Annotated in this window: 18 protein-coding genes and 1 pseudogene; 6 read left to right on the top strand and 13 right to left on the bottom strand. The window is 59.7% G+C overall.

What is annotated here, in order from left to right; genetic code table 11:
* Positions 1-15: 15 nt before the first annotated feature.
* The 3 genes from ACP7BS_RS28980 to ACP7BS_RS28970 are packed head-to-tail and all read left to right on the top strand — an operon-like array spanning position 16 to position 4128.
* Positions 16-2175 carry a type I secretion system permease/ATPase gene (locus ACP7BS_RS28980; protein ID WP_426240858.1) on the top strand — a complete coding sequence of 720 codons (2160 nt, stop codon included), beginning with the start codon at positions 16-18 and terminating at the stop codon, positions 2173-2175.
* Entirely contained in the window at positions 2172-3464 is a 1293-nt protein-coding gene (locus ACP7BS_RS28975; protein WP_426240857.1) for an HlyD family type I secretion periplasmic adaptor subunit, read from the top strand. Before ACP7BS_RS28980 ends, ACP7BS_RS28975 begins: the two co-directional genes overlap by 4 nt.
* Position 3465: 1 nt before the next feature.
* On the top strand, positions 3466-4128 hold the full coding sequence (locus tag ACP7BS_RS28970; protein WP_426232617.1) for a ribbon-helix-helix domain-containing protein: 663 nt from the start codon (positions 3466-3468) through the stop codon (positions 4126-4128).
* A gap of 198 nt (positions 4129-4326) precedes the next feature.
* Here the strand turns inward: ACP7BS_RS28970 and ACP7BS_RS28965 are convergent, their stop codons facing one another.
* From ACP7BS_RS28965 to ACP7BS_RS28955, 3 genes are all read right to left on the bottom strand, one after another.
* Complete coding sequence (locus ACP7BS_RS28965) at positions 4327-4935, bottom strand: J domain-containing protein (RefSeq protein ID WP_426240856.1); 609 nt, start codon at positions 4933-4935, stop codon at positions 4327-4329.
* A gap of 164 nt (positions 4936-5099) precedes the next feature.
* Positions 5100-5372, bottom strand: coding sequence for a phosphatase PAP2 family protein (locus tag ACP7BS_RS28960; RefSeq protein WP_426232619.1), 273 nt, complete (start codon positions 5370-5372; stop codon positions 5100-5102).
* Positions 5288-5851, bottom strand: coding sequence for a hypothetical protein (locus ACP7BS_RS28955; protein ID WP_426232620.1), 564 nt, complete (start codon positions 5849-5851; stop codon positions 5288-5290). Before ACP7BS_RS28955 ends, ACP7BS_RS28960 begins: the two co-directional genes overlap by 85 nt.
* A gap of 44 nt (positions 5852-5895) precedes the next feature.
* On the opposite strand from ACP7BS_RS28955, the gene ACP7BS_RS28950 reads away from it, so the two are divergent.
* Entirely contained in the window at positions 5896-6261 is a 366-nt protein-coding gene (locus ACP7BS_RS28950) for a hypothetical protein (RefSeq protein ID WP_426232621.1), read from the top strand.
* A 167-nt stretch (positions 6262-6428) separates the two neighbouring features.
* Here ACP7BS_RS28950 and apnL read toward each other — a convergent pair whose 3' ends face one another.
* The 7 genes from apnL to ACP7BS_RS28915 all read right to left on the bottom strand — a co-directional run bounded on the left by apnL (position 6429) and on the right by ACP7BS_RS28915 (position 14629).
* Positions 6429-8309: a D-apionate lactonase gene (gene apnL, locus ACP7BS_RS28945; protein WP_426240863.1), complete on the bottom strand. Its 1881-nt coding sequence runs from the start codon at positions 8307-8309 to the stop codon at positions 6429-6431.
* On the bottom strand, positions 8309-9343 hold the full coding sequence (locus tag ACP7BS_RS28940) for a Gfo/Idh/MocA family protein (RefSeq protein ID WP_426240855.1): 1035 nt from the start codon (positions 9341-9343) through the stop codon (positions 8309-8311). Before ACP7BS_RS28940 ends, apnL begins: the two co-directional genes overlap by 1 nt.
* 83 nt (positions 9344-9426) lie before the next feature.
* Positions 9427-10491: an ABC transporter permease gene (locus ACP7BS_RS28935; RefSeq protein ID WP_426240854.1), complete on the bottom strand. Its 1065-nt coding sequence runs from the start codon at positions 10489-10491 to the stop codon at positions 9427-9429.
* Positions 10491-12047, bottom strand: a complete 1557-nt coding sequence (locus tag ACP7BS_RS28930; RefSeq protein WP_426240853.1) for a sugar ABC transporter ATP-binding protein — start codon at positions 12045-12047, stop codon at positions 10491-10493. Before ACP7BS_RS28930 ends, ACP7BS_RS28935 begins: the two co-directional genes overlap by 1 nt.
* 1 nt (position 12048) lies before the next feature.
* Positions 12049-12705 carry a DUF2291 family protein gene (locus ACP7BS_RS28925; protein WP_426240852.1) on the bottom strand — a complete coding sequence of 219 codons (657 nt, stop codon included), beginning with the start codon at positions 12703-12705 and terminating at the stop codon, positions 12049-12051.
* A 74-nt stretch (positions 12706-12779) separates the two neighbouring features.
* Complete coding sequence (locus tag ACP7BS_RS28920) at positions 12780-13721, bottom strand: D-ribose ABC transporter substrate-binding protein (protein ID WP_426232626.1); 942 nt, start codon at positions 13719-13721, stop codon at positions 12780-12782.
* 80 nt (positions 13722-13801) lie between these two features.
* On the bottom strand, positions 13802-14629 hold the full coding sequence (locus ACP7BS_RS28915) for a phosphogluconate dehydrogenase C-terminal domain-containing protein (RefSeq protein WP_426240851.1): 828 nt from the start codon (positions 14627-14629) through the stop codon (positions 13802-13804).
* Between the two features lie 414 nt (positions 14630-15043).
* Here ACP7BS_RS28915 and ACP7BS_RS28910 point away from each other — a divergent pair, with 414 nt between their 5' ends.
* Positions 15044-16048, top strand: a complete 1005-nt coding sequence (locus ACP7BS_RS28910) for an HD-GYP domain-containing protein (RefSeq protein WP_426240850.1) — start codon at positions 15044-15046, stop codon at positions 16046-16048.
* A 16-nt stretch (positions 16049-16064) separates the two neighbouring features.
* Here the strand turns inward: ACP7BS_RS28910 and ACP7BS_RS28905 are convergent, their stop codons facing one another.
* Together ACP7BS_RS28905 and oiaX are read right to left on the bottom strand one after the other, a co-directional pair.
* The gene (locus ACP7BS_RS28905) at positions 16065-17408 is read right to left on the bottom strand and encodes a four-carbon acid sugar kinase family protein (RefSeq protein ID WP_426240849.1); all 1344 of its coding nucleotides are present in this window, start codon (positions 17406-17408) and stop codon (positions 16065-16067) included.
* A gap of 5 nt (positions 17409-17413) precedes the next feature.
* On the bottom strand, positions 17414-18667 hold the full coding sequence (gene oiaX / locus ACP7BS_RS28900) for a 3-oxo-isoapionate-4-phosphate decarboxylase OiaX (RefSeq protein ID WP_426240862.1): 1254 nt from the start codon (positions 18665-18667) through the stop codon (positions 17414-17416).
* A 211-nt stretch (positions 18668-18878) separates the two neighbouring features.
* On the opposite strand from oiaX, the gene ACP7BS_RS28895 reads away from it, so the two are divergent.
* Positions 18879-19586, top strand: a complete 708-nt coding sequence (locus ACP7BS_RS28895; RefSeq protein ID WP_426240861.1) for a transcriptional regulator NanR — start codon at positions 18879-18881, stop codon at positions 19584-19586.
* Positions 19587-19598: 12 nt separating this feature from the next.
* On the opposite strand, the pseudogene ACP7BS_RS28890 reads toward ACP7BS_RS28895, so the two are convergent.
* Positions 19599-19781, bottom strand: a pseudogene (locus ACP7BS_RS28890) (helix-turn-helix domain-containing protein); the annotation flags it as partial.
* Between the last annotated feature and the right edge of the window lie 197 nt (positions 19782-19978).

Below are 19978 nucleotides of genomic sequence, written 5' to 3'. Positions count from 1 at the left end.
GCCGGGTGCACAGCGATGCTGAACATAGCAATGGAAAGTACGGGCGCCATTCCGTTGCGCAACTTCAAAACTGCGTTCAAGTCGGTCGCCACTTATTTTGGGCGGCCGGCGTCCGACACAGTGCTTTTCTCCGGGCTGCCGGATGAATTGACGGAATCGCTCGAACTGGATGATGTCGAGCGGATCGCTGAGCGTATAGGCCTGCAAGTCCGCAAGATTGACGAGCGGGATTGCCGCACGGGCAATTTCGACTGTCCCGCCGTGGTCCTCTTGCCCGAGGGCCGCGTTCTGGCACTGCTCGATCGCGACGAGAACGATGCTTATCTTCTCGATATGGTCGCCAAAAATGGGGCGGCGATCCGTCTTCCAGGCGAGAAGCTGACCAGTTTCAAGCCCTTGGCTGCTTTTGCCTTCAGCGTGTACTACGTCAACGCCTCGGAGGAAGCGCAGGTCGGCAATGCCGTCGAGATCGAAAAGCGCCATTGGCTGACGACGACGCTTGTTCCCTATTGGCGAACGTATGTACGCGTCATCGTGGCGGCACTGTTCATCAATCTCATTGCACTTGGTTCGCCGCTGTTTACCATGAATGTCTATGATCGGGTATTGCCGAACAAGGCGATGCCGACCCTTTGGGTGCTCGCCATCGGGATTACACTGGCATACCTGTTCGACTTCTTGCTGAAAACAGCACGGTCGTCATTGATCGACTATGCCGGGCGAAAGGCGGACCTGCGTCTGTCGCAGCTAATTTTCGACAAGGTCCTGAACTCGACGCTGGCATCGCGGCCGCAGTCAACCGGAGAATATGCAAACCGGGTAACGCAATATGAGTTCGTGCGCGAGTTTTTCACCTCGAATACGATCGGTGTCCTGATCGACAGCGCCTTTGTCTTCATTTTCCTGTTCGTCATCTATCTGATCGCGGGTTGGCTGGTGGTCATCCCAGCCGTTGCTTTCATTCTCACTGTCATCGTCGGTCTGGTTGCACAGGCTCAGATCGGCAAGAGCATGGCGACTGCCGCCAATGAGGCGTCACGCCGTCAATCACTTCTCGTCGAAACGATTTCGACGATCGAAACCTTAAAGAGCCTGAGCGCCGAGGCCGGCATGCTGCGGCGTTGGCAGGAGTTGACGAAGAACTCCAGCCGGACAAGCGAGAAGATCAAGCAGATTTCCGCGAACGCGGTCAATTCGACCACCTTCATCCAGCAGAGCGTCAGTACGCTGATCGTTATCGCCGGCGCCTATGAGTTCGCAGAAGGCAGAATCGCGATGGGGGCGATCATCGCCACCGTCATGCTGGCGAGCAGGGCGGGTGCGCCGCTTGGACAAATTGCCATGACGCTTGCCCGTTTCCGGCAGGCAACGATGTCCTTGCGTATTCTCGACAAGATTATGGAGCAGCCCGACGACCGGCCGTCTACGGCCGGCTTCGTCAATCGAGAGATCAAGCTGGCCAGTTTCCGCTTCGAGAACGTCTCTTTCCAATATCCCGGATCCGACTATCCCGTAATCAACCAATTGTCCTTCTCCGTTTCAGAAGGTGAGAAAATCGGCATTATCGGCCGTATCGGATCCGGCAAGACGACGATCGGGCGCCTTCTCGACGGGCTTTTTCTTCCCTCGTCCGGCCGTCTGCTGATAGATGGCGTCGATATCCGCCAGTACCACATGGCCGAAGTGAGGGCTGCCGTCGCCGTCGCGGGGCAATCTTCGGACTTGTTTTCCGGAACGGTCAAGGAAAATCTCCTGATGGGCCGCTCGGACGCGACCGATGCCGAACTTCTCGATGTGGCACGCATGACGGGTGTCGATCAATTCGTGGCTAACCATCCGCGCGGTTTCGACATGCCGGTCGGGGAACGCGGAAGCAATCTGTCGAGTGGCCAGAAACAAGCTTTGACAATCGCCCGTCTGCTTCTCGTCAGACCGAAGATCGTTTTCCTCGATGAGCCGTCGGGCGCCATGGATCTGGCCAGCGAACGGCACCTGATATCCCGGTTGAGCACCGCTTTCGGGCCTCAAACCACGTTGTTGATCGCCACCCATCGTCACAGCATGCTGAAACTGGTTGATCGCTTGATCGTCGTGGACAAGGGCCGGATCGTCGCTGACGGTCCCAAGGCAGCCGTTATCGAATCCATGCAGCGCAGCCGCCCGGTGCCGGCATGAGCAGCACGAGTTTCGACAATCCGCCGCTATTTGCCCGCGCCATCCTCGGCTTGGTCGCGCTGTGCATCGTCTGTTTCGTGGCTTGGGCTGCCTTCGCCGAAATCGACGAACTGGCGCGTGGCGAAGGGCGAGTTATTCCGGTCTCCAAGACCCAGGTCGTCCAGACGTCCGAAGCGGGTATCGTTCAGGAGATCGCCGTCACCCTCGGTCAGGTCGTCCGCAAAGGGCAATTGTTGGTTCAACTTCAAAATACCACCACCGAATCGTCCCTTGGCGAATCGGTGGCGAAGGCGCGCGCCCTGGGCGCAAGAGTGGCACGCCTGACGCTGGAAGAGGCCGGCGACAATGTCGCCGATTTCACGTGCCCGCCCGAGATCATGGCCGTCGCCAAGGACGTTTGCCTCAATGAGCAAAAATTGCTGGACGCCAACCGTGCCAGCTATCGCAACAAGGTGAACGTCCTCACGGAACGGACCAAGCAGAAACAGAACGAACTGAGCGAGGCTTATGCGAACATCAGTCACCTGAAACAGAACATTGAAAGTGCGGAACGTCAGCGTGATCTGATCGCCCCACTCGCCAAGAAGAAGCTCGTTGCCGAGACGGAAGTGTTGAAGGTCCAGCGCGATCTAACGGACCAGCAAGGGCAGTTGAGGGTCTACGAGGAAAGTCTGGTGCGGCTCCAAGGCGGCATCGAAGAGGCAAGGCTTCTCGTCAACGACGTTTCGCTTGAACTGCAGCAGCAGGCCTTGACGGAGAAGGCGCAGACGCTGTCGGAGCTGTCGGTCGTCGATGAGACGATCCGCGGCGCCACGGACAGGGTGAAGCGCACCGACATTCGCTCGCCGGTGGACGGCATCGTCAATACGCTGGAGGTCAATACAATCGGTGCTTACGTCGATCCCGGCAGCGTCATCGCCGGCGTCGTTCCAACTGCGGATACCCTGTTGATCGAAGCCCGCGTGTCGCCCCGCGATGTTGCTTTCCTGCGCCGCGGGCAAAAAGCAGTCGTGAAGGTTACAGCTTATGATTTCTCGATCTTCGGAGGGCTGGACGGCGAGGTGACAAACATATCGGCGGATAGTTTGGTCGAGAAGGAAAAGGGTGAGACCTATTATCTCGTCCAGGTGAAGACCAATCGCTCTGATCTCGAAAGAAATGGGCAATCCTATCCGATCATGCCGGGCATGGTTGCTTCGGTTGAGATCATGACGGGCCGCAAGACGATCCTGAGCTATCTGCTCAAGCCTATCAACAAGGCGCGCTCGGAAGCGCTGACGGAGCGTTGATATGGCACTGGACGATGCCGTGCCCGTCAGTGAGGTAGCGCTGCCAAGGCTGGAGACGCGCAGCGCATTGCCGAGGATCGCTGCCGAGGAGGTGGAACCACATTTCAAGGCTGTCGGCGGCAGAACAGGCGAACGCCGAGGCATCCGCCTGGAACGTATCTATTGGGACGGCTTGAGCCAAATTGCCGCGGGATCGGGCATCAGCACGGCGGATCTTGTCGAATTGGCTGCCAGCCAAATTCCCGATTCCAATCTTGCATCATTGCTGAGAGCAATCAGTTTCAAGTGGGCGCTGTGCCGCATTGAGTTGCTTGAGGCAAAGGCGTCGATGGCCAATTTGAATGCCATCGTTCAAGCGTCACCATCCCCAACATTGGTTTTGACAAGAGAACGGAAAATCTTTTTGTTCAACGATCCGTTCCTGGTTATGTTGCGCAACAGGCTGGCGCTGAACGACAGGTCGCAACTGAAAAAAGGCTTGAGATTTCTGATCGATATCCAGATCGATGACGCTCTGAGAACATTGAACGCCAATGAAGGCACCATCATCAAGACCGGCTTCAGTATCGGCCTCAACCTTCAGACGATGCGGGGAAAAATCAACATCGCCCCGGCGCCAACCCATGAAGATTCGATGCTGATCGGCTACGTGTCCGGGTTCTGACACTTTGTCCGCACATGTGTCAGCGTGGGTTTGCTGTCGCCTGATTGTGTTTCGTGCCGTTTCTCACGGGAGCGCCGCGGCCAAGACCGGTCAAGTCCAGCGGCACCAGGCTTTTAGGCCAATTGACCGGTCAATCACGACAGTCTCGCCTGTCATCCGGCAATGCGAGGCCGCATCGAAGCTTGTGCCAGAAAACCGTCAGCAAAATCCGTTCAGCTTGAGAATTTTATGGGCCTCGATCGAGGCACGGAGCTCGTCTTCGGAGGTGCGATTGCCCTGGTTGGCGTCGGGATGGTGCATTTTGAGCCGTTCCTTATAACGGCTCCTGATTTCTTCCGGCGTCGCGTCCTGTGGAAGACCGAGTGTCTCGAAAGCCTTGGCTTCAAGGACCTTGAGTTTTCTCACTGGGGAATTCGTCTTTTGCGCCTTGCGCTGCGCTGCGTTTTTGCGATCATTCAATGTTTTTGCCGAACCGGAGCGGACCGTGGACGGGATCGGGATTTCGGTTGCCTGGTTGACGCCAGTTCCCCAGGTCGGGCGGCCGCCGGTCGTCGCTTCCCTTTGGTAACGGGCAATGTCCGCGTCAGAGAGACCCGTCGCGAAATTGTATCCCTTGTTGTATTCCTTCACGTGCTCAAGACAGAAGAACAGATACAGGCCTTCGGCATCGCGCCCGACAGGCGCGCGGTGCGTGCCTCTTTTGTCGCAACCGTCCCATTGGCATTTCGGACCCGCCGGCTCGCTGTTGGCAGCCGGCTTCTTGCGCGTCGATTTCAGGCCAACAAATATCTTCGAATCATTCGTCATGAAACCTATATGAAGCCAGTGCGCTATTCCGGCAAGAATTGTTGAATTAGCAACCGGTAATTAGTTCAACTTTTCCGCCTTTTGGACGCACGCGCCCGGCGCCGGCGTGCCGGCCGCTTGGCCGAACCGTTTCAGGGATGTCTCAACGGCGTTCACCATTGCTCTCACCTGCGAAGCATGGCTTTTGAACGCACATCCATCCAGCGCCAGACCCAGGCCATGGCGAACAGCCAGCCGAGCACCACGTCGGAAAGCAAATGTGCGCCCAGGATAACGCGGTTGAACGCCACGAACATGAGACAAGGCACAAGCGGGATTGCAGCCGCCCACCTGAACCTGGCCGGTACCAGGATCAGCAGCGACAGAGACGCTGCAACCGCAGAAGACTCGCCGGAAGGAAAGGAGCAACTGCGGCTGCACGCCGCGAAAACTGCCATACCGGCGTAAAATCCGCAGTGCCGCCGAACTCGACAAGCGCATTGGGCAGCACACGCCCGATGAGTAGCTTCAGCGACTGGACCAAGATGAGCGGCCCTGCCGCAAAGCTCAAGAGCACGAACAGCGGCTTATGGGGCGGGCAGTACCGCATTGATCCCGGCAGAAGCCTCTGCAGGATGATCAGCATGATCATCGAGCCGATAATGTAAGGCTGTGCCAGGCGACCGATATCCCTTACCCCCACCAGGAACGGATTGCTGGCCAGAACGAAAGTCTGCCCGCCGGCAAACCAGCGCGAGACCACAAGATCGAGATCGGGAAAGACGACAAAGACAAAACTTACCCAGACGATCCAGGCACCCAGGGCGGCAATCACCCCGTTGATGCTGTCGGGGTCGATGCTGTTGGGCATTGCCGGCTGGGACAGGCGCAATCCCCTTGAGGGAGAATTCCAATAATCGAACGCAAATTTCCGCATGCCGGTCTCTCCGAAGGCTCAATCGGCGGCAAACTGGGTCCGGATTGTCAAGAAACGGCGGGGATGCGATCAAGGCTTGTTCGGAATCGGCTGCTTGGAACCGCGCATTCCATAAACGAGAAATTTCGACAGCGGCTTCTGTAGCAACGCGTCATGCGGCGCTGGGAACTGCCGCGATGCGGCAAAGCCTGAAAGGAAGCGCCACCAGCGAATGGTCAGGAGCGGATTGGCGGCAGAGCGAAACCAGAAAAGAACGCCGCGTTTCCAGCGGGCCCGCAAGACAAAAGACAGTATTCTCCAAAGCACGGGATACCGAAATTGCCGTGGTTCACTGGCGATCTCCAGTCGTATGTCCCGGTGCGGTGCCGGATATTTCGCCTTTTACCGCTGCGGCGATCAAATCATTCTGAATCATGTTCCAAGCCCCATGAGTATGGTTGCGGCCAACCATCTGCGGCGGAATTATCAAGATCGTGCCAAGGAACCGTGGCCGTACGCTGAGGCGACCTGCCGATCAAAGTCATCGGAGGTTGCCCGTTTTGCAGGAAGCGGGATTAAATGCCGTCGGCACGCTCCGTCAGGTCGTGCCCTTCGCTGCTTGAATGGCAATATGGGTTGCTTCAAATGGAGCGAGGTGCGTCCGCAGGGAACTCAGGCCGAGTTGCATCGTGTCTATGGACTGTTGCACTGCCGTCAGATTGACGATCCAGGCGATACCGCCGGCCGTCGTCTGCACCGTGAACGCCAGCACTTTGTCGGGCGCCGACGAGGTGACGGCCTGCCAGTTTTGCCCGGCAAGTTCCGCCAGTCTTTTGACGATGGCGTGAAGTGGGCGCATGCCTCCTTCCTCCACCGGCTCAAGCTCTCCGGCATAAAGCCCGAACGGGCCGGTGAGGGCTGATAGCGTCAGTGTTTCGAGACCGGCATTCAACACCGAGGCGATATAGCCGGCGGCGAACGCTGCGGCGAATTTGCCGTTGTGGCGCGGGTCGCGGTTGGCCATGGGCATGCGGTTACCCTGCGGATTGTCCATCGTCCGGCTGCCATAGGGGTTCTGGCGCATGGGGATGGTGGAGGGGCCGATACGGTAGGGCTTGTCGCCGTAGACGGCGCGGACCGAGCGGGTGATGAAAGGCAGGGCTTCGAGCGTCTGCATGACGCTGATATCGTCGGCGGCGTGGACGATCGGGTTGGTACAATGGCTGATGAAGGCCAGATTTTCGCCCGGTACGCGCTTGCGGTTGAGCTCGGTGAAATAGGACAGCATGCCGCCGCCGAGACGAATGCCCGGAAAAGCTTTGGCGGCCGCCGCATAAACCTCTGCAAGCGGCGGGCAGTCGGGCCAGCTGCTGCCGGGCGGCGTCGATTGCCGGTCGACGGAGGGGCAGACCATGATGGCGTTCGGCGCGAAATTCGCAGCACGCATCCATCTGGCGATTTCCTGTAGTTCCCCATCCAGCGGGCGCTTGCAGGGGACGGCGATTTCGAGGGTGGTGGTGCCGTCGTGGATCGCCGTCATGTTAGCGAAAGCGATGAAGGCGCGGGCATCGTGCCCGGCGATCGGGTCGAAATGGAAGAGCAGGTCCTGGACTTTTGGAGCGCCGGATTGCCGAAGGGCGGCGAGGCTGGCTTTGGCTTCTTCCGGTGTGATCAGCAGGCCGATGGCGGGCATGGCACCGGTCAAGGTGCCGGGGGTAAGGCGGATGATGGCATCATTTCCAGCGGATGCTAGGCGATCGTCCAAGGCGGCGCGGCCGTCGGTTATCGTCAGGATGATCTGCTGGGTGACCGGCTCGTTTGCGGGGATCCGGTAAGGCCAGGGGAGGGCGAGTGGGCGCACATAGGTCTTGTAGGAGGCGTCGGACCAGTTGCGCTGGTCCTCCATCTCGAACCCATCGCCGTCCATGCGGCATTCGACACTGACGCCCGGGAGCGCCGTGTGGGTGATGGCGCGCATGTCCTTGAAGGGCTGCCAGGGCTCGATCAGGTCGGGCAGTTCGGTGTCTTCGATGCTGCCATCGACATGCTCGACGGAGACGGGCGTGCCGGCCACCCCGACGATCGGGTGGAGAATGCAGAAGCCGCAGCGGTTGGTCTCGAAACCTGTAATGGAGTAGACAGTGCCCTTGAAGGTCATCGCGCCATCGGCGGTGCCCTCGATTGCGGCGGTTATGTCGAGAACCGTGCCCTCGGGGCCGTTACATCGGGCGGTGTAGGCAACGGTGAAGCCGGTGTCCGTTTCAGTGACGGCGAGGTTGGCCAGTGTGGGGTCGTAGGTGCCCCAATCGCGGTCGCGGACCAGGTAGGAGATGGCACGCAGCACCTCCACGCCGTCATAACTGATAGCGCGCAGATTGCCGCCTGCCAGGTGCGCCGTCAGTTTGCCGGCTTTCAATATCCGCGAAGCGGGCTCAGCTTGCCTTGTACCGTAGAGCTGGAAGGCGAGGTCTGCATCCATCATTTCAGCAGGGGTCCGATGTCGATGGTGGTGTTTAATGCCGTACTTTCATAGGCGGCTTCGACCAGTGCGAAGGTCTTCAGATTATCGCTGCCGGACGTGGAGGTTTCCTTGGCCGCTGTCAGGCTATCGGTCCAATGTTGCTGGATGGCAAAAACGCTTTCCTGGATATTGTGCCACGGGCGCGACGCCCAGGGAAGAAGCGTCGGGGCGACATCGGTGTTGACGGTGCCTTCGGCATTGGTGACCTGCAGTTCATAGCCCTGCGACAAGCGGATCGAGCCTTCGGTGCCGTCGATTTCGATCAGCGTTTCGGGGAAAGGCTCGGTGGATTGTTTCGTTGCATAGCTGACATCGACGATCGACGTGGCGCCGCTCTCGTGATCGAGCAAAATGGTTGCCACATCCTCGCCGTTGATCCTGGGGTTGACGCGCTTGGTGCGCGCCGTCAGCGAGGTGACGTCGCCGAGAATGTAGCGGGCGATATCCAGCGTGTGGATGCCGAGATCCTCGATGATGAAGCGCTTGCCTTCGGCAAGGTAGGGCTGGCCGGAGAACACGTCATAGCCGGAGCGGAACGAGAAGCGACCCCAGAACGGCGTGCCGATCGCGCCCGATGCGAGCGCCTTGTGGACGGCCTGGATCGGCGTCTGCCAGCGGAAATTTTCATGGATCATCAGCGGAACGCCGGCAGCCTTGCAGGCCGCGACCATGGCCTTGGCATCGGCGAGCGTCGGGGCGAACGGTTTTTGGCAGATCGCTGGGATTTTGTTTGCGGCAGCCATTTCGACGAGGGCGCGGTGACTGTTGACGGTCGTGGCGATATCGACGAAATCGAAGCCGCCGTCGCCAAACATCCGGGCGGCATCGGTGTAGCGCCGTTCGATGCCGAACTGGTCGCCGACGATCTGTAGGCGCTCTGGATCGCGGTCACAGATGGCGACGATGCCAGCCCCCTTGACGTCGTTCCAGCCATGCATCTGGTTGACGGCAAAGAAGCCGCAGCCGATCAGGGCTCCCTTGAGGTTTGGCATGTCGTTTCCTTCCCAACTCAAAAAGAACCCCTCCCCTACCCCTCCCCCTTGTGGGGAGGGGTTGGGGAGGGGCCTTTAAAACTTTAGCCCTTCTTCGCCAGCTGCATCAATGTCACCTGCTGCTGCAGCCGTCTTTGTGCCTGGTCTACCACTACGGCGACAATGATGACGATGCCCTTGATGACCATCTGCCAGAACGAAGAAACGCCCATCATCACCAGGCCGTCCGACAAAATGCCGATGACGAAGGCGCCGATAATGGTGCCGCCGATGGTCCCGCGGCCGCCGGACATCGAGGTGCCCCCGAGCACGGCTGCGGCAATGGCGTTGAGTTCGAAGGAATTGCCGGTTGCCGGATGTGAGGCCATCAGTTCCGACGAGATGACGATGCCGACGATGGCGGCGCAGAAGCCGGAGAACATGTAGACGAACATCTTGACGCGGTCGACGCGAATGCCGGACATGCGGGCGGCGCGCTCATTGCCGCCGACCGCAAAGATCTGGCGGCCGATCGGCACATATTTGGCGACATAGGCGGCGGCAAGCGCGACGACGATCAGGATCCAGATGGATACAGGCAGCCCGATGATGCGGCCGGAGCCGAGAAAGCCGAAGCCGGTAGTGGCCAGTTCGGGCTTGCCGATCAGGTTTGGAAACGTCTGTCCGTCGGAGGAGAGCAGCGCGAACCCACGCGCGACATAAAGCGTGCCGAGCGTGGCGATAAAGGGCGCGACGTTGAGCTTGGTGATCAGAAGCCCGTTGATTGCGCCGATGAGGATGCCGACGACGAGCGTGATCAGGCAGACCTCGACGACGTTGAAATACATCGTGTAGCCGATTTGGAGATCGATGCCGTTGAGGATCAGGCCGCCGGCGACCATGCCGCAGAGACCGACGATCGAGCCGACCGAAAGGTCGATGCCGCCTGTGATGATGACGAAGGTCATGCCCATGGCGAGGAAGGCATTGAGCGCCACATGCTTCGACATCAGGATAATATTGGCCGTCGACAGGAAGTTCGGCGCGAAGATCGAGAAGAAGGCGATGACGGCAAACAGCGCGATGAAGGTCCGCAGTTTCATCAGCGTCAGAAGGATGGAGCCGCTATCGGCCGCCGGGACTTTTTCGGTCGAGGTTGCAGTCGTCATCACGTAATTTCCCTTGTCGATGTGTGGCCGGCCGATTTGTGTCCCTCGGACGCAGCCTTGACGATGAGCTCTTCGGTGGCGGCAGCCCGGTCGAGGATCGTCGTGATCTTGCCGTTGCTCATGACGGCGATCCGGTCGGACAGCGCCATGACCTCTTCGAGGTCGGACGTGGAGAACAGGATGGCGAGACCTTCGCCGGCGAGCTTGCGCATGGTGCGGAAGACATCCGCCTTGGCGCCGACATCGATGCCCCGGCTCGGCTCGTCCATCAGAAGAACTTTCGGATTGGTCATCAGCGCCTTGCCGATGACGACCTTCTGCTGGTTGCCGCCGGACATGGAGGTGACGTCGAAATCCGGGTTTGGCGCCTTGATCGAGAGATTGCGGACCTGTTCCTTGACGGCCGCTTGCTCGCGGTCGCCGGAAATGTGAAAGCCGAATTTCACGAATTTTTCTAGGCTTGCCAAAGTCAGGTTCGCGGCGATCGACAGGACCTGCACCAGGCCTTCCCGCTGGCGGTCTTCCGGAATGAGGGCAAGACCCTTGCGGATGCGAGTGGACGTGTCCTTGGCGACGATCTCTTCGCCGGCAACGAAGATCTTGCCGGTCGAATGCGCATGCTGGCCGATGACGCATTCGAAGAACTCGCTGCGGCCGGCACCCATCAGGCCGTAGATGCCCAACACCTCGCCGGCGCGAACCGAGATCGACAGGTGATCGACGGCGAAGCCGCCGGTCTTGCGCGGCAGGCAGATGTCTTCGGCGCGAAAGGCCTCAGCGCCCAGCTTGTGGTCGAGCGACTTGGCGAAGTCCTTGGCATCCGAGCCGATCATCGAGCGGACGATCCATTTGGTGTCGATGTCCTTGACCATGGCCTGGCCGGTGATCTGACCATCACGCAGGACGGTGATGTAGTCGCCGATCCGCATCAGCTCTTCCAGCCGGTGCGAGATGTAGACGATGGCGACCCCTTGCGCCTTCAGCTCGCCGATGACCTTGAACAGGATATCGACTTCGGCCGCAGAGAGCGCCGAGGTTGGCTCGTCGAGAATAAGGATGCGGGTATCGAGCGAGATCGCCTTAGCGATTTCGACGAGCTGCTGCTGGCCGATCGGCAGGTCCTCGACCATGGTCTCGGAGCTGATTCCGGCATCGAGCTTGTCGAGAAACTGGTTGGCTTTCTGCACCTGGGCCTTGTGGTCGATGCCGCGAATGCCACGGGTGATTTCGCGGGTTGCAAAAATGTTCTCAGCGACCGAAAGATTGCCGAACAGGTTGAGCTCCTGGAAAACCATGCCGATGCCGTGCTTCTGGGCGTCGGCGGGAGAGTTGAACTCGACGTCCTTGCCTTCGAGCAGGATGCGGCCGAGCGACGGTTTCTCGACGCCGGCGATCATCCGCATCAGGGTCGATTTTCCCGCGCCGTTCTCGCCGACGAGAACGTTGACCGCGCCGCGCTTCAACTCAAGGCTCGCATGCTTGACGGCGACGATGCCCGAATAGACCTTGGTCACATCGTCAAGCTTCAGAATGGTGTCGTGGAATTCGGCTGCCATGTCAGCCGCCGATCGTGATGGTCGCGGGCGTCAAAAGCGCCGGCTGGCCGGGGGACGGCAGCGGATAGGCGCCGAGCGCCTCGACATGTTTGCCTTCGAGGCTTTCGCGCGGCAGCTTTTCAAGCGTCAGGCCGTTGACATGGGTGTTGAAGGCCTTGCCGAATTCGGCCCACTGGATCTGGTTCTTGAATTCGTTGAAATTGACGAAATCGAGGCTGTCGCGGATAGCCGTGCCCTTGATGACAGGGCCGATCTGGATGCGCAAATCGGCTTTGCCGTCGCCATCGACATCGGTGTCGAGAAAGGCGGCGCGCGATGCGGTTTCGGCCTTGACGATCGTGCCCGAGACTTTGGCCGCGAAAGTCCACGGCGCGCTGCCTTCCTTCTCCTTGTGGCCGTATTTTGCCGCCGCAGCGTCGAGGTCGGATTTGGACAGGGCGGAGACTTCCTGGAAGGGGCCGGCGCGCGTTTGCAGGAAAGGGATGACCTTGCTGTCCCAGATTTCCGCAACTTGACGTGCGGGATTGAAGCCGCCGCTTGCTGCTTGCGCAGCCTCTTCCGCCGTCGGTGTCTTGATGATCTTGCAGCTGCCGAGCGCCAAAAGTGTGGTCAGCGCAAGGGAAAGCGGGATGGCGGCGGCGAGCCGGAAATGCGGCATGAGTGTCACTCCGTCAAATGGCATAAAACGCACAGGGCAGATTTCGTCCGCCCTGTGCGCATCCTTGGGGAGGGTTAGTCCTTGAGCGCGAAGGTTTCGAGCTTGGGGGCGTTGTCGGCGTTGATCAGCACGCAATCCATCAGCTGCTTTTCTTCAGCCGGACCCTTGCCGGTCTTGATGAACGCGTCGGCCTGCTCGACCGCCATCTGCGCCTGAGCGTAAGCCGGCTGAAGTACGGTTGCCTTGATGCCGCCCGATGTGATGCTGTCGCGCACGTCGTTGGAGCCATCGAATCCGACGACGATGACGTCCTTGCGGCCGGCAGCCTGAAGGGCGGCGATCGCCCCCATGGCCATCGTGTCGTTACCGGAGATGACGCCCTTGATGTCGGGATTGGCCTGCAGGATGGTTTCCATCTTGGAATAGCCTTCCGTCTGGCTCCAGTTGGCCGACTGCTGGGCGACCATCTTCAGCTCCGGATATTCGTCGATGATGTCGTGATAGCCCTTGGAGCGAATGCCGGCATTGAGATCGGCTTCGCGGCCGAGCAGCTCGACATAGTTGCCCTTCTCGCCCATCAGCTTGACGAACTCTTCGGCGCCGAGCTGCGCACCCTGGTAGTTGTTGGAAACGATCTGCGAGACGGCAACGCCGGTGGCGTTGATTTCGCGATCGATCAGGAAGGAGGGCACTCCTGCATCCTTGGCCTTCTGGACGGCGGCGATCGAAGCTTCGGAGCCGGCATTGTCGAGGATAATCGCCTTGGCGCCGCGGCCGATGGCTGTGTCGATCAGCTGGCTCTGCTTGTTGGCGTCGTCATCGTGAACGAGAACGAGGGTCTCATAGCCAAGTTCTTTGGCCTTTGCTTCCGCGCCGACGGCTTCCGCCTTGAAGAACGGGTTGTCGTGCGATGGGGTGATGATGGCGATGAGATCGGCGGCGAATGCCGGCATGGCAACGCTCAGTGAAAGGGCGCCGGCAAAGGCGGCAAGCGTCAGTCTGCGTGTCAGTGTCATGTGGTTCCTCCCGGTTGATTAAGTTGACGGCTCCGTTCCCGGCGGAGCCGTCGATGTGCGGAGCGTCGGCTCCTTGTCGATCAGGTGATGCGCCGGATGCTTTCGGCGATCTCCTCGGGTTCGAAGACTTTTTTCCACTCGTCGCGCATCAGCGCGGGGATGCCGAATTCGATGGCCTTGTTGCACGCGTCCGAGAACACGCCCTGCACTTCGCCGAAAATCACGGCGCCGAGCACGTTGAGGTGGCCGAGCAGGAAGTCGCGGGCAGCCTCTTCCGGCACGCCGCGCTTGACGCACTCGTCCATGGCCTGCTTCATGACGACCAGCAGCGAGGCGGCAACGGTTTCGGACAGGCCTGGCTCCAGCATCGCCATCTGATCGACGGTGACGCGGTGCGAGCGCATGACGGGAGCCCAGATGACCTTGGCGATCTCTTCACCCAGCGCATAGGCTTCTTCCGGGCCCTGCATCAGCGCGGAAACGATATGCTGCTTGGCGAACAGGCCGCCGAAGTGGTCCTTCTTCGCCTGCATGTCCGTTTCATCGTTGAAGATCGGCGGATGGCAGGGATGGGTGACGAAGTAGGTGAGATCGGCGCGTTCCGGCAGGTGGCCGGCAAACGGGGCGGCAGCATCCAGAGCCACCACCATCGTACCCGCTGTCAGCTTGCTTTCAATGCCTGCCGCGACCTTGCCGATGGCTGTGTCGGGCACAGCGAGGATGACGACATCGACACCGGCAAGCGCCGCATCGACATCAATGCAGGACAGGCCGAGTTCGTTGAGCAACCGTGCCTTGCCGGCCTCGCTTACTTCCACATGGCGCACATCGAAGCGTGAGCCCTTGAGGTTCTTGGCAAGCCGGTAGCCCATTTTGCCGCCGGCACCGAAAAGTGCGATCGAAGTCATATTTCCTCACCTGCGCGTTTGTTTTGCGATGGTCTAAGGCAACTGGTATGATGAGTCAATCAGTATGTCATGTTGCGAGTCAGTTATTTGGGAGGGTTAGCATGATATTGCTGCGCACAAAATTTCCATCGGCTGTGATTGGCAATCACAGGAAGACTTGGTGTCATTCGGCAATCGAAGGTAGTTTTCTCGGAGGTTGGATTAATTTTGAGCGAATGATCAGTCTTTAACGCCGGATAAATCGTTTTTATCAAAGATCACTCACGAGAGATTTCCTGCGCGGGTGGTGTTTCTGGATGGACACTTGAGTTTTTCGTCTGCTGTATGGGAGGGAACGAAAGTTATACTCAGGAAATGATATTTTATGGTGTTAACCGGGCAGGGAGCGCGCAATGATTGAAAAAGAGCGATAGCATGCTCAAGCGTATCAAACGCCACCAGGCCCGAGTGGGCATGTTCATCACCGATATCGAAGACCCGTTGCGAGACGAGGCAGCGCCTGTGCGTAGTTTTCTTCTGAAGGACGAAGCGGCGGCGGCAAAGGTGAGAGCCAGTAATATCATCAGCCTCGTCATCGATACACACAGGGGAGTGGACGTTGGCGCCGGCCGGCCTCAGCCGGACAAGCGGGAAAGCGAGGCATCGCTGTCCAATCTTTCCCGGCCTTTTACCCAGACCGAAATCGAGGAGGCGCTGCAGACGATCGAGCAGACCAGGCCGCTGCTCGACACGCTGTTTTCAAACGCGCGCCTGAACGGCAAGGCCACATTCGAGCCCGCCGATCGTGCTGTCGAGCAGATCGCCAAGTCGATGGTAAGGAATCCAGCGGCGCTGATCGGCATTACCCGCCTCAAGACCAAGGACGAATATACGTTCCTGCATTCGATTGCCGTCAGCGCGTTGATGGTGCATTTCGCACGCTTCCTCAAGTTCGACGAGCAAACGGTGCGTATTCTCGGTGTCAGCGGCCTGTTGCACGATATCGGCAAGATGGTGATGCCCGACGCGCTGCTGTCCAAGAAGAGCGCGCTCACGGACGAGGAAATGGCGGAGATCCGGACCCATCCGGTTCGTGGCTACGAGTTGCTGTCGCGCCAGGGCGACATGCCGCAGATCGTTCTGGACGTCTGCCTTCACCATCACGAGCGGATAGACGGCAAAGGATATCCCTTCGGTCTGTCGGACAAGCAGATCAGCACGCCGGCACGGATCGCCGCCATCTGCGATGTCTATGATGCGATGACCTCGGCACGATCCTACAAGCGCGCGTGGACACCGGCGGAAACACTGAGGATGATGCTGAAATCGGAGGGCCATTTCGATCGGCATTTGTTGAAGCAGTTCAATGCCAGCCTGCGTGCATCCTTTTCACACTTGCCGCCAAAAGACCGCCGCAACGCGGTTCGCGCAATCCAATAGGCCAGCATCGGAATGGCTATGCTTGAAGTCCATCCCTGATTTGCGCGAAATAGCCGTCGGAGCCGACCTGTCCGCCCTTGAGCGCGATCTGCAGGCCGTTGGTCTCAGCGCAGCTGCCGTGCGCCGTGCAGAGCGGCGATCCCGGCGTTTGCGGCAGCGGCAGCAGGGTGGTCAGCGCCTGCACATGCAGTTCCCGAAGCGCATGGCTGGACGTGTCGCCGCCGGCGATGACGGCGCGGGTCAAATGTTGTTCTTCCACCAGACGCCGCAGGATCGCACCGAGCAGCCGGCCGAGCCGGTGGCGGCTTCCGGGGATGCGGTCGATATCGCCACCGCGGTCGGCGGATGGACCGAGCGCCGTGTTGAGAATGACGCTTTCGCCGCGCTTCAGGCTGTCGAGACCGCTTGTAATTGCCCGTTCAAGAGCGGCATTACCGCTTTCACCGAGCAGTTCCAGCGGATCGAGATTGATTCCGGCAAAACCGTTTTGCGTTGCATGGCGGATCTGCCGTTCGGTAGTGGGCGAGACGCTGCCGGAAACGACAGCGATCCGATCAGCCTTGCCGGGCAAGGGAAAGGTTTTCTTGCCGTCCGTCAGGCCCGCAGCATTCCAGGCGGTCAGCAGGGCGTATTCGACACCGGAGGAGCCGGCAACGAACCAGCCGCCGTCGCGTCTCAGGCGCCAGAGCTGGCGGCCGGCATGGAACTGGCTTTCGGGGCTGTCGATATCGAACAGCACCATGCCGTCCGCATCCCGGCAAACGTCGTCTACCCTGTCATCCGCATCCTTAGCGGCAAGCATGGAGAGATTGACGAGTCTGGTTGTCAGCGCCGTCTGTGCGCGCAGGTGCAGGCGCAGATCAGCCTCTGCCATGGGCGTGACAGGGTGGCGGCTCATGACGGGGTGGCGGTCGATGCGATACACTTCGCCTTGATAAGCGGCAAAGAGATGGCCGAAGGCGGTGTAACGCTTCAACTGCGGCGCACCGACGAGGACGGGGATGTAGGTCTGATCAAACAGCGCTTTGCCGATTTCGACGGCCCTGCCGATATTGCCGACCATCGGGCCGGAATCGAAGGTCGAGCAGACCTTGTAGTGACAGATATCGGCGCCGAGGCTTTTCAGCCAGCCGAAGGCCGGCGTCAGGTTCTTGTCCATCCAGTCCGGGGTTTCGCTGCGGCTGGTACCGGCAAGCCCGATGGCGCGGCAATCGCCGAAGCGTTGCAGCAGTGCCTCATCCGGCACATCCATGAACAGCACCGTCTCGACGCCATTGGAAGCCAGCGCCTCCATGACATCGGTAGAGCCCGTCAGGTCATCGCCATAATAGGACAGGAGAGGATTGGTCTGTGCGGTCATGACTTCTACTCGCTGGCGCTGCCGAATTTCTGGATGGAGGCGGCAAGCTCTGGATGATCCTTGGCATATGTCTCCAGCGGGATATCGGCGACGGCCGCTTGCCAGGCCTGCTGCACCGCGCGCACGCCGGCCGCCGGGCCGCCGGGATGGCTGACGATGCCGCCGCCACAGAGATAGAGCAGATCGGTTGTGCGGTTGGTGCGGCGATAGGTTTCCGGCGCCTGTCCGCCCCATTGGCCGGAACCGGCGACGGGAAGGGCGCAGTCGGATGGGTTGAACAGCGGCGTGTTCACCGCCTTGAAGCTTTCGACGAAACTGTCATCCGGCTCCCAGTATTTCACACCGATGCCGTTGATCTGGAACTGATCGACACCGAGAAGCCGCCAGAACTGTTGCCAGACCTTGAAATCGAAACCGATGCCGGGATGACGGGTGAGCACGTCCCAGCCGTTGCGATGGGCGTGCAGCACCAGGCCGGAGCGCTTGCGCAGGAACGCCATGCCCCCCATGCCGATCGAGTTGATGTTGACGACGGCGCAATTGCCCCCGGCCTGCAGAACGAGATCATGGTTGCGCATCATCTCGTCTGGATCGGTCGCCGAGATGCCGAAGGCATACATCACCTTCTTGCCGGTCTTCTGCTCGTGATCGAGAATTTTTGGCATGATGGCGGCCACGCGCTCGCTGAGCGGCGAATAGGCCGGGCTCATCAGCTTTTCGTCGTCCTTGATGAAATCGACGCCGGAGCCGATCAGCTCGCCGACCAGCTCCGCCGTTTCGTGCGGGCGCAGGCCCAGTGCCGGCTTGACGATGGTGCCGATGATCGGGCGGTCGTAGACGCCGGTGAGACTGCGGCTGCCGGGCAGGCCGAATTGCGGGCCGGGATAGGCGGACCCGTATTCCTGCGGCAACTTGAGATCGACGACGCGCAGTCCGGTCATGCCGCGGATCGAAAAGATGCCGCCGATCGCGATGGTCATCAGGGCGGACAGATCGGTGCCGACAGCATCGAGCGGGAAGGCGATATCGGCGTCGGCGCGGCGGATCGGCCCACGGCCTGCCGTGGCTTCCGGCCAGCTCGGGCGTTCGGCATCGGCAAGCGGGCGGATGGCGAGCACCCGGGCGGCAACCCGCGCCTTCAATTCCGGTGTTTCTCCGGGAACGGGCACGAAAGTACCGGTCGACTGGTCGCTGGCGATCTTTTCCGCCATCGCCTCGATGCTGCCTGACGTTTCAATTCTGTAGGTGACGACGATCATGATCGCGCAATAGCCTCCCGGTATGGCAAATCCCTGCCAGATTGTGTGGCACATTTTCGCCAACTGGTATAATGAGTATATCAATTAAGCAAGAGGGGCGCTTGCGTCCGCGACGATCGATGTGGAATGTGACGCCGATAAGCGTGTGTGTGGATTTCATTCGCCACAGCAGCGGTGCATAACGATGGCGAATGTGAACCAGCGAGACATTATGGGCCAGCAGACCGAACAGATCGTCCGCCGCAAACTGTCTGACGAAGTTTTCGCGCGGCTGAAGGCGATGATCACGTCAGGCGAATTGCAGCCCGGCGACGAAATGCCGTCCGAGCGGGAACTGATGGAGCGCTTCGGCGTCGGCCGGCCGGCGATCCGCGAGGCGATGCAGGCGCTGGCCGGCATGGGGCTGGTGGCCATTTCGCACGGCGAGCGCGCCAAGGTGCTGGAACTGACGGCGCAATCGATCTTCCGCCAGATGGACATGACCGCAAAGATGATGCTGGCCAAGTCGTCGGATTCGCTGGAGCACCTGAAAAGCGCCCGCATCTTCTTCGAACGCGGCATGGCCCGCGAGGCGGCCCAGAAGGGCGGTGCCAACGACATCGCGGACTTGCGCGAAATCCTCGACCGGCAGCGCGCATCGCTGGGCGACGCCGAAGCCTTCATCGCCGCCGATATGGAATTCCACACCCGGATCGCCCGGATTTCACGCAACCCGATCTATGTCGCCGTCAGCGATGCGATGCTCGCCTGGCTGAAGGAATACCATACCGAAATGCTGATCTGGACCGGCAAGGAAAAGTTCACGCTGGCCGAGCACGAGGAAATCATCACCTGCTTGGAAGCCGGCAATCCCGACGCTGCCGAACAGGCAGTACTGAAACATCTGGAACGGTCTCGGGCGCTTTACGCATCGAAGTGATGGCCAGTCCGCATAAGCGCTTCCGAGTTCAGGCACCTGCCGACCTTCGAACGTATTGCGGCGCAGCTCACGGAAAATGGTCGAGCGATGTCGGTGCAGTTTCTCGGCGATGACGTCAACGCTGATTCCAGCCTTACGCCAGCGCGCACTCTTGCAGCGTTCATCCAGATCGATCTGGGAGTATTTGCGATTCATGTCTTGTCCCATACAGGGATAAACGTTGTTATCTATTGCAAGTCGCACTTGAAAATAGAATGTACCTCGCTACATGGGTTGTCACAGCTATTTAAAGATGAGACAAAGTAAGAAATTTAGAGACGCGACACCATCCTATTCGTTGTTACTGATTTTGCAAGATTCTATATTTGCCGATACACAGACGTAAGCCGCCG

Source organism: Pararhizobium sp. DWP1-1-3 (assembly GCF_049896125.1).
Classification (GTDB): Bacteria; Pseudomonadota; Alphaproteobacteria; order Rhizobiales; family Rhizobiaceae; genus Pararhizobium.
Note: the sequence above shows the minus strand (reverse complement) of the source record. Positions and strands in the feature narration are given on the sequence as shown.

Coding starts and splice junctions, on each gene's coding strand:
- ACP7BS_RS28980 (WP_426240858.1), top strand. CDS start 16: ATGCTGAACATAGCAATGGAAAGTACGGGCGCCATTCCGTTGCGCAAC.
- ACP7BS_RS28975 (WP_426240857.1), top strand. CDS start 2,172: ATGAGCAGCACGAGTTTCGACAATCCGCCGCTATTTGCCCGCGCCATC.
- ACP7BS_RS28970 (WP_426232617.1), top strand. CDS start 3,466: ATGGCACTGGACGATGCCGTGCCCGTCAGTGAGGTAGCGCTGCCAAGG.
- ACP7BS_RS28965 (WP_426240856.1), bottom strand. CDS start 4,935: ATGACGAATGATTCGAAGATATTTGTTGGCCTGAAATCGACGCGCAAG.
- ACP7BS_RS28960 (WP_426232619.1), bottom strand. CDS start 5,372: ATGGCAGTTTTCGCGGCGTGCAGCCGCAGTTGCTCCTTTCCTTCCGGC.
- ACP7BS_RS28955 (WP_426232620.1), bottom strand. CDS start 5,851: ATGCGGAAATTTGCGTTCGATTATTGGAATTCTCCCTCAAGGGGATTG.
- apnL (WP_426240863.1), bottom strand. CDS start 8,309: ATGGATGCAGACCTCGCCTTCCAGCTCTACGGTACAAGGCAAGCTGAG.
- ACP7BS_RS28940 (WP_426240855.1), bottom strand. CDS start 9,343: ATGCCAAACCTCAAGGGAGCCCTGATCGGCTGCGGCTTCTTTGCCGTC.
- ACP7BS_RS28935 (WP_426240854.1), bottom strand. CDS start 10,491: ATGACGACTGCAACCTCGACCGAAAAAGTCCCGGCGGCCGATAGCGGC.
- ACP7BS_RS28930 (WP_426240853.1), bottom strand. CDS start 12,047: ATGGCAGCCGAATTCCACGACACCATTCTGAAGCTTGACGATGTGACC.
- ACP7BS_RS28925 (WP_426240852.1), bottom strand. CDS start 12,705: ATGCCGCATTTCCGGCTCGCCGCCGCCATCCCGCTTTCCCTTGCGCTG.
- ACP7BS_RS28920 (WP_426232626.1), bottom strand. CDS start 13,721: ATGACACTGACACGCAGACTGACGCTTGCCGCCTTTGCCGGCGCCCTT.
- ACP7BS_RS28915 (WP_426240851.1), bottom strand. CDS start 14,629: ATGACTTCGATCGCACTTTTCGGTGCCGGCGGCAAAATGGGCTACCGG.
- ACP7BS_RS28910 (WP_426240850.1), top strand. CDS start 15,044: ATGCTCAAGCGTATCAAACGCCACCAGGCCCGAGTGGGCATGTTCATC.
- ACP7BS_RS28905 (WP_426240849.1), bottom strand. CDS start 17,408: ATGACCGCACAGACCAATCCTCTCCTGTCCTATTATGGCGATGACCTG.
- oiaX (WP_426240862.1), bottom strand. CDS start 18,667: ATGATCGTCGTCACCTACAGAATTGAAACGTCAGGCAGCATCGAGGCG.
- ACP7BS_RS28895 (WP_426240861.1), top strand. CDS start 18,879: ATGGGCCAGCAGACCGAACAGATCGTCCGCCGCAAACTGTCTGACGAA.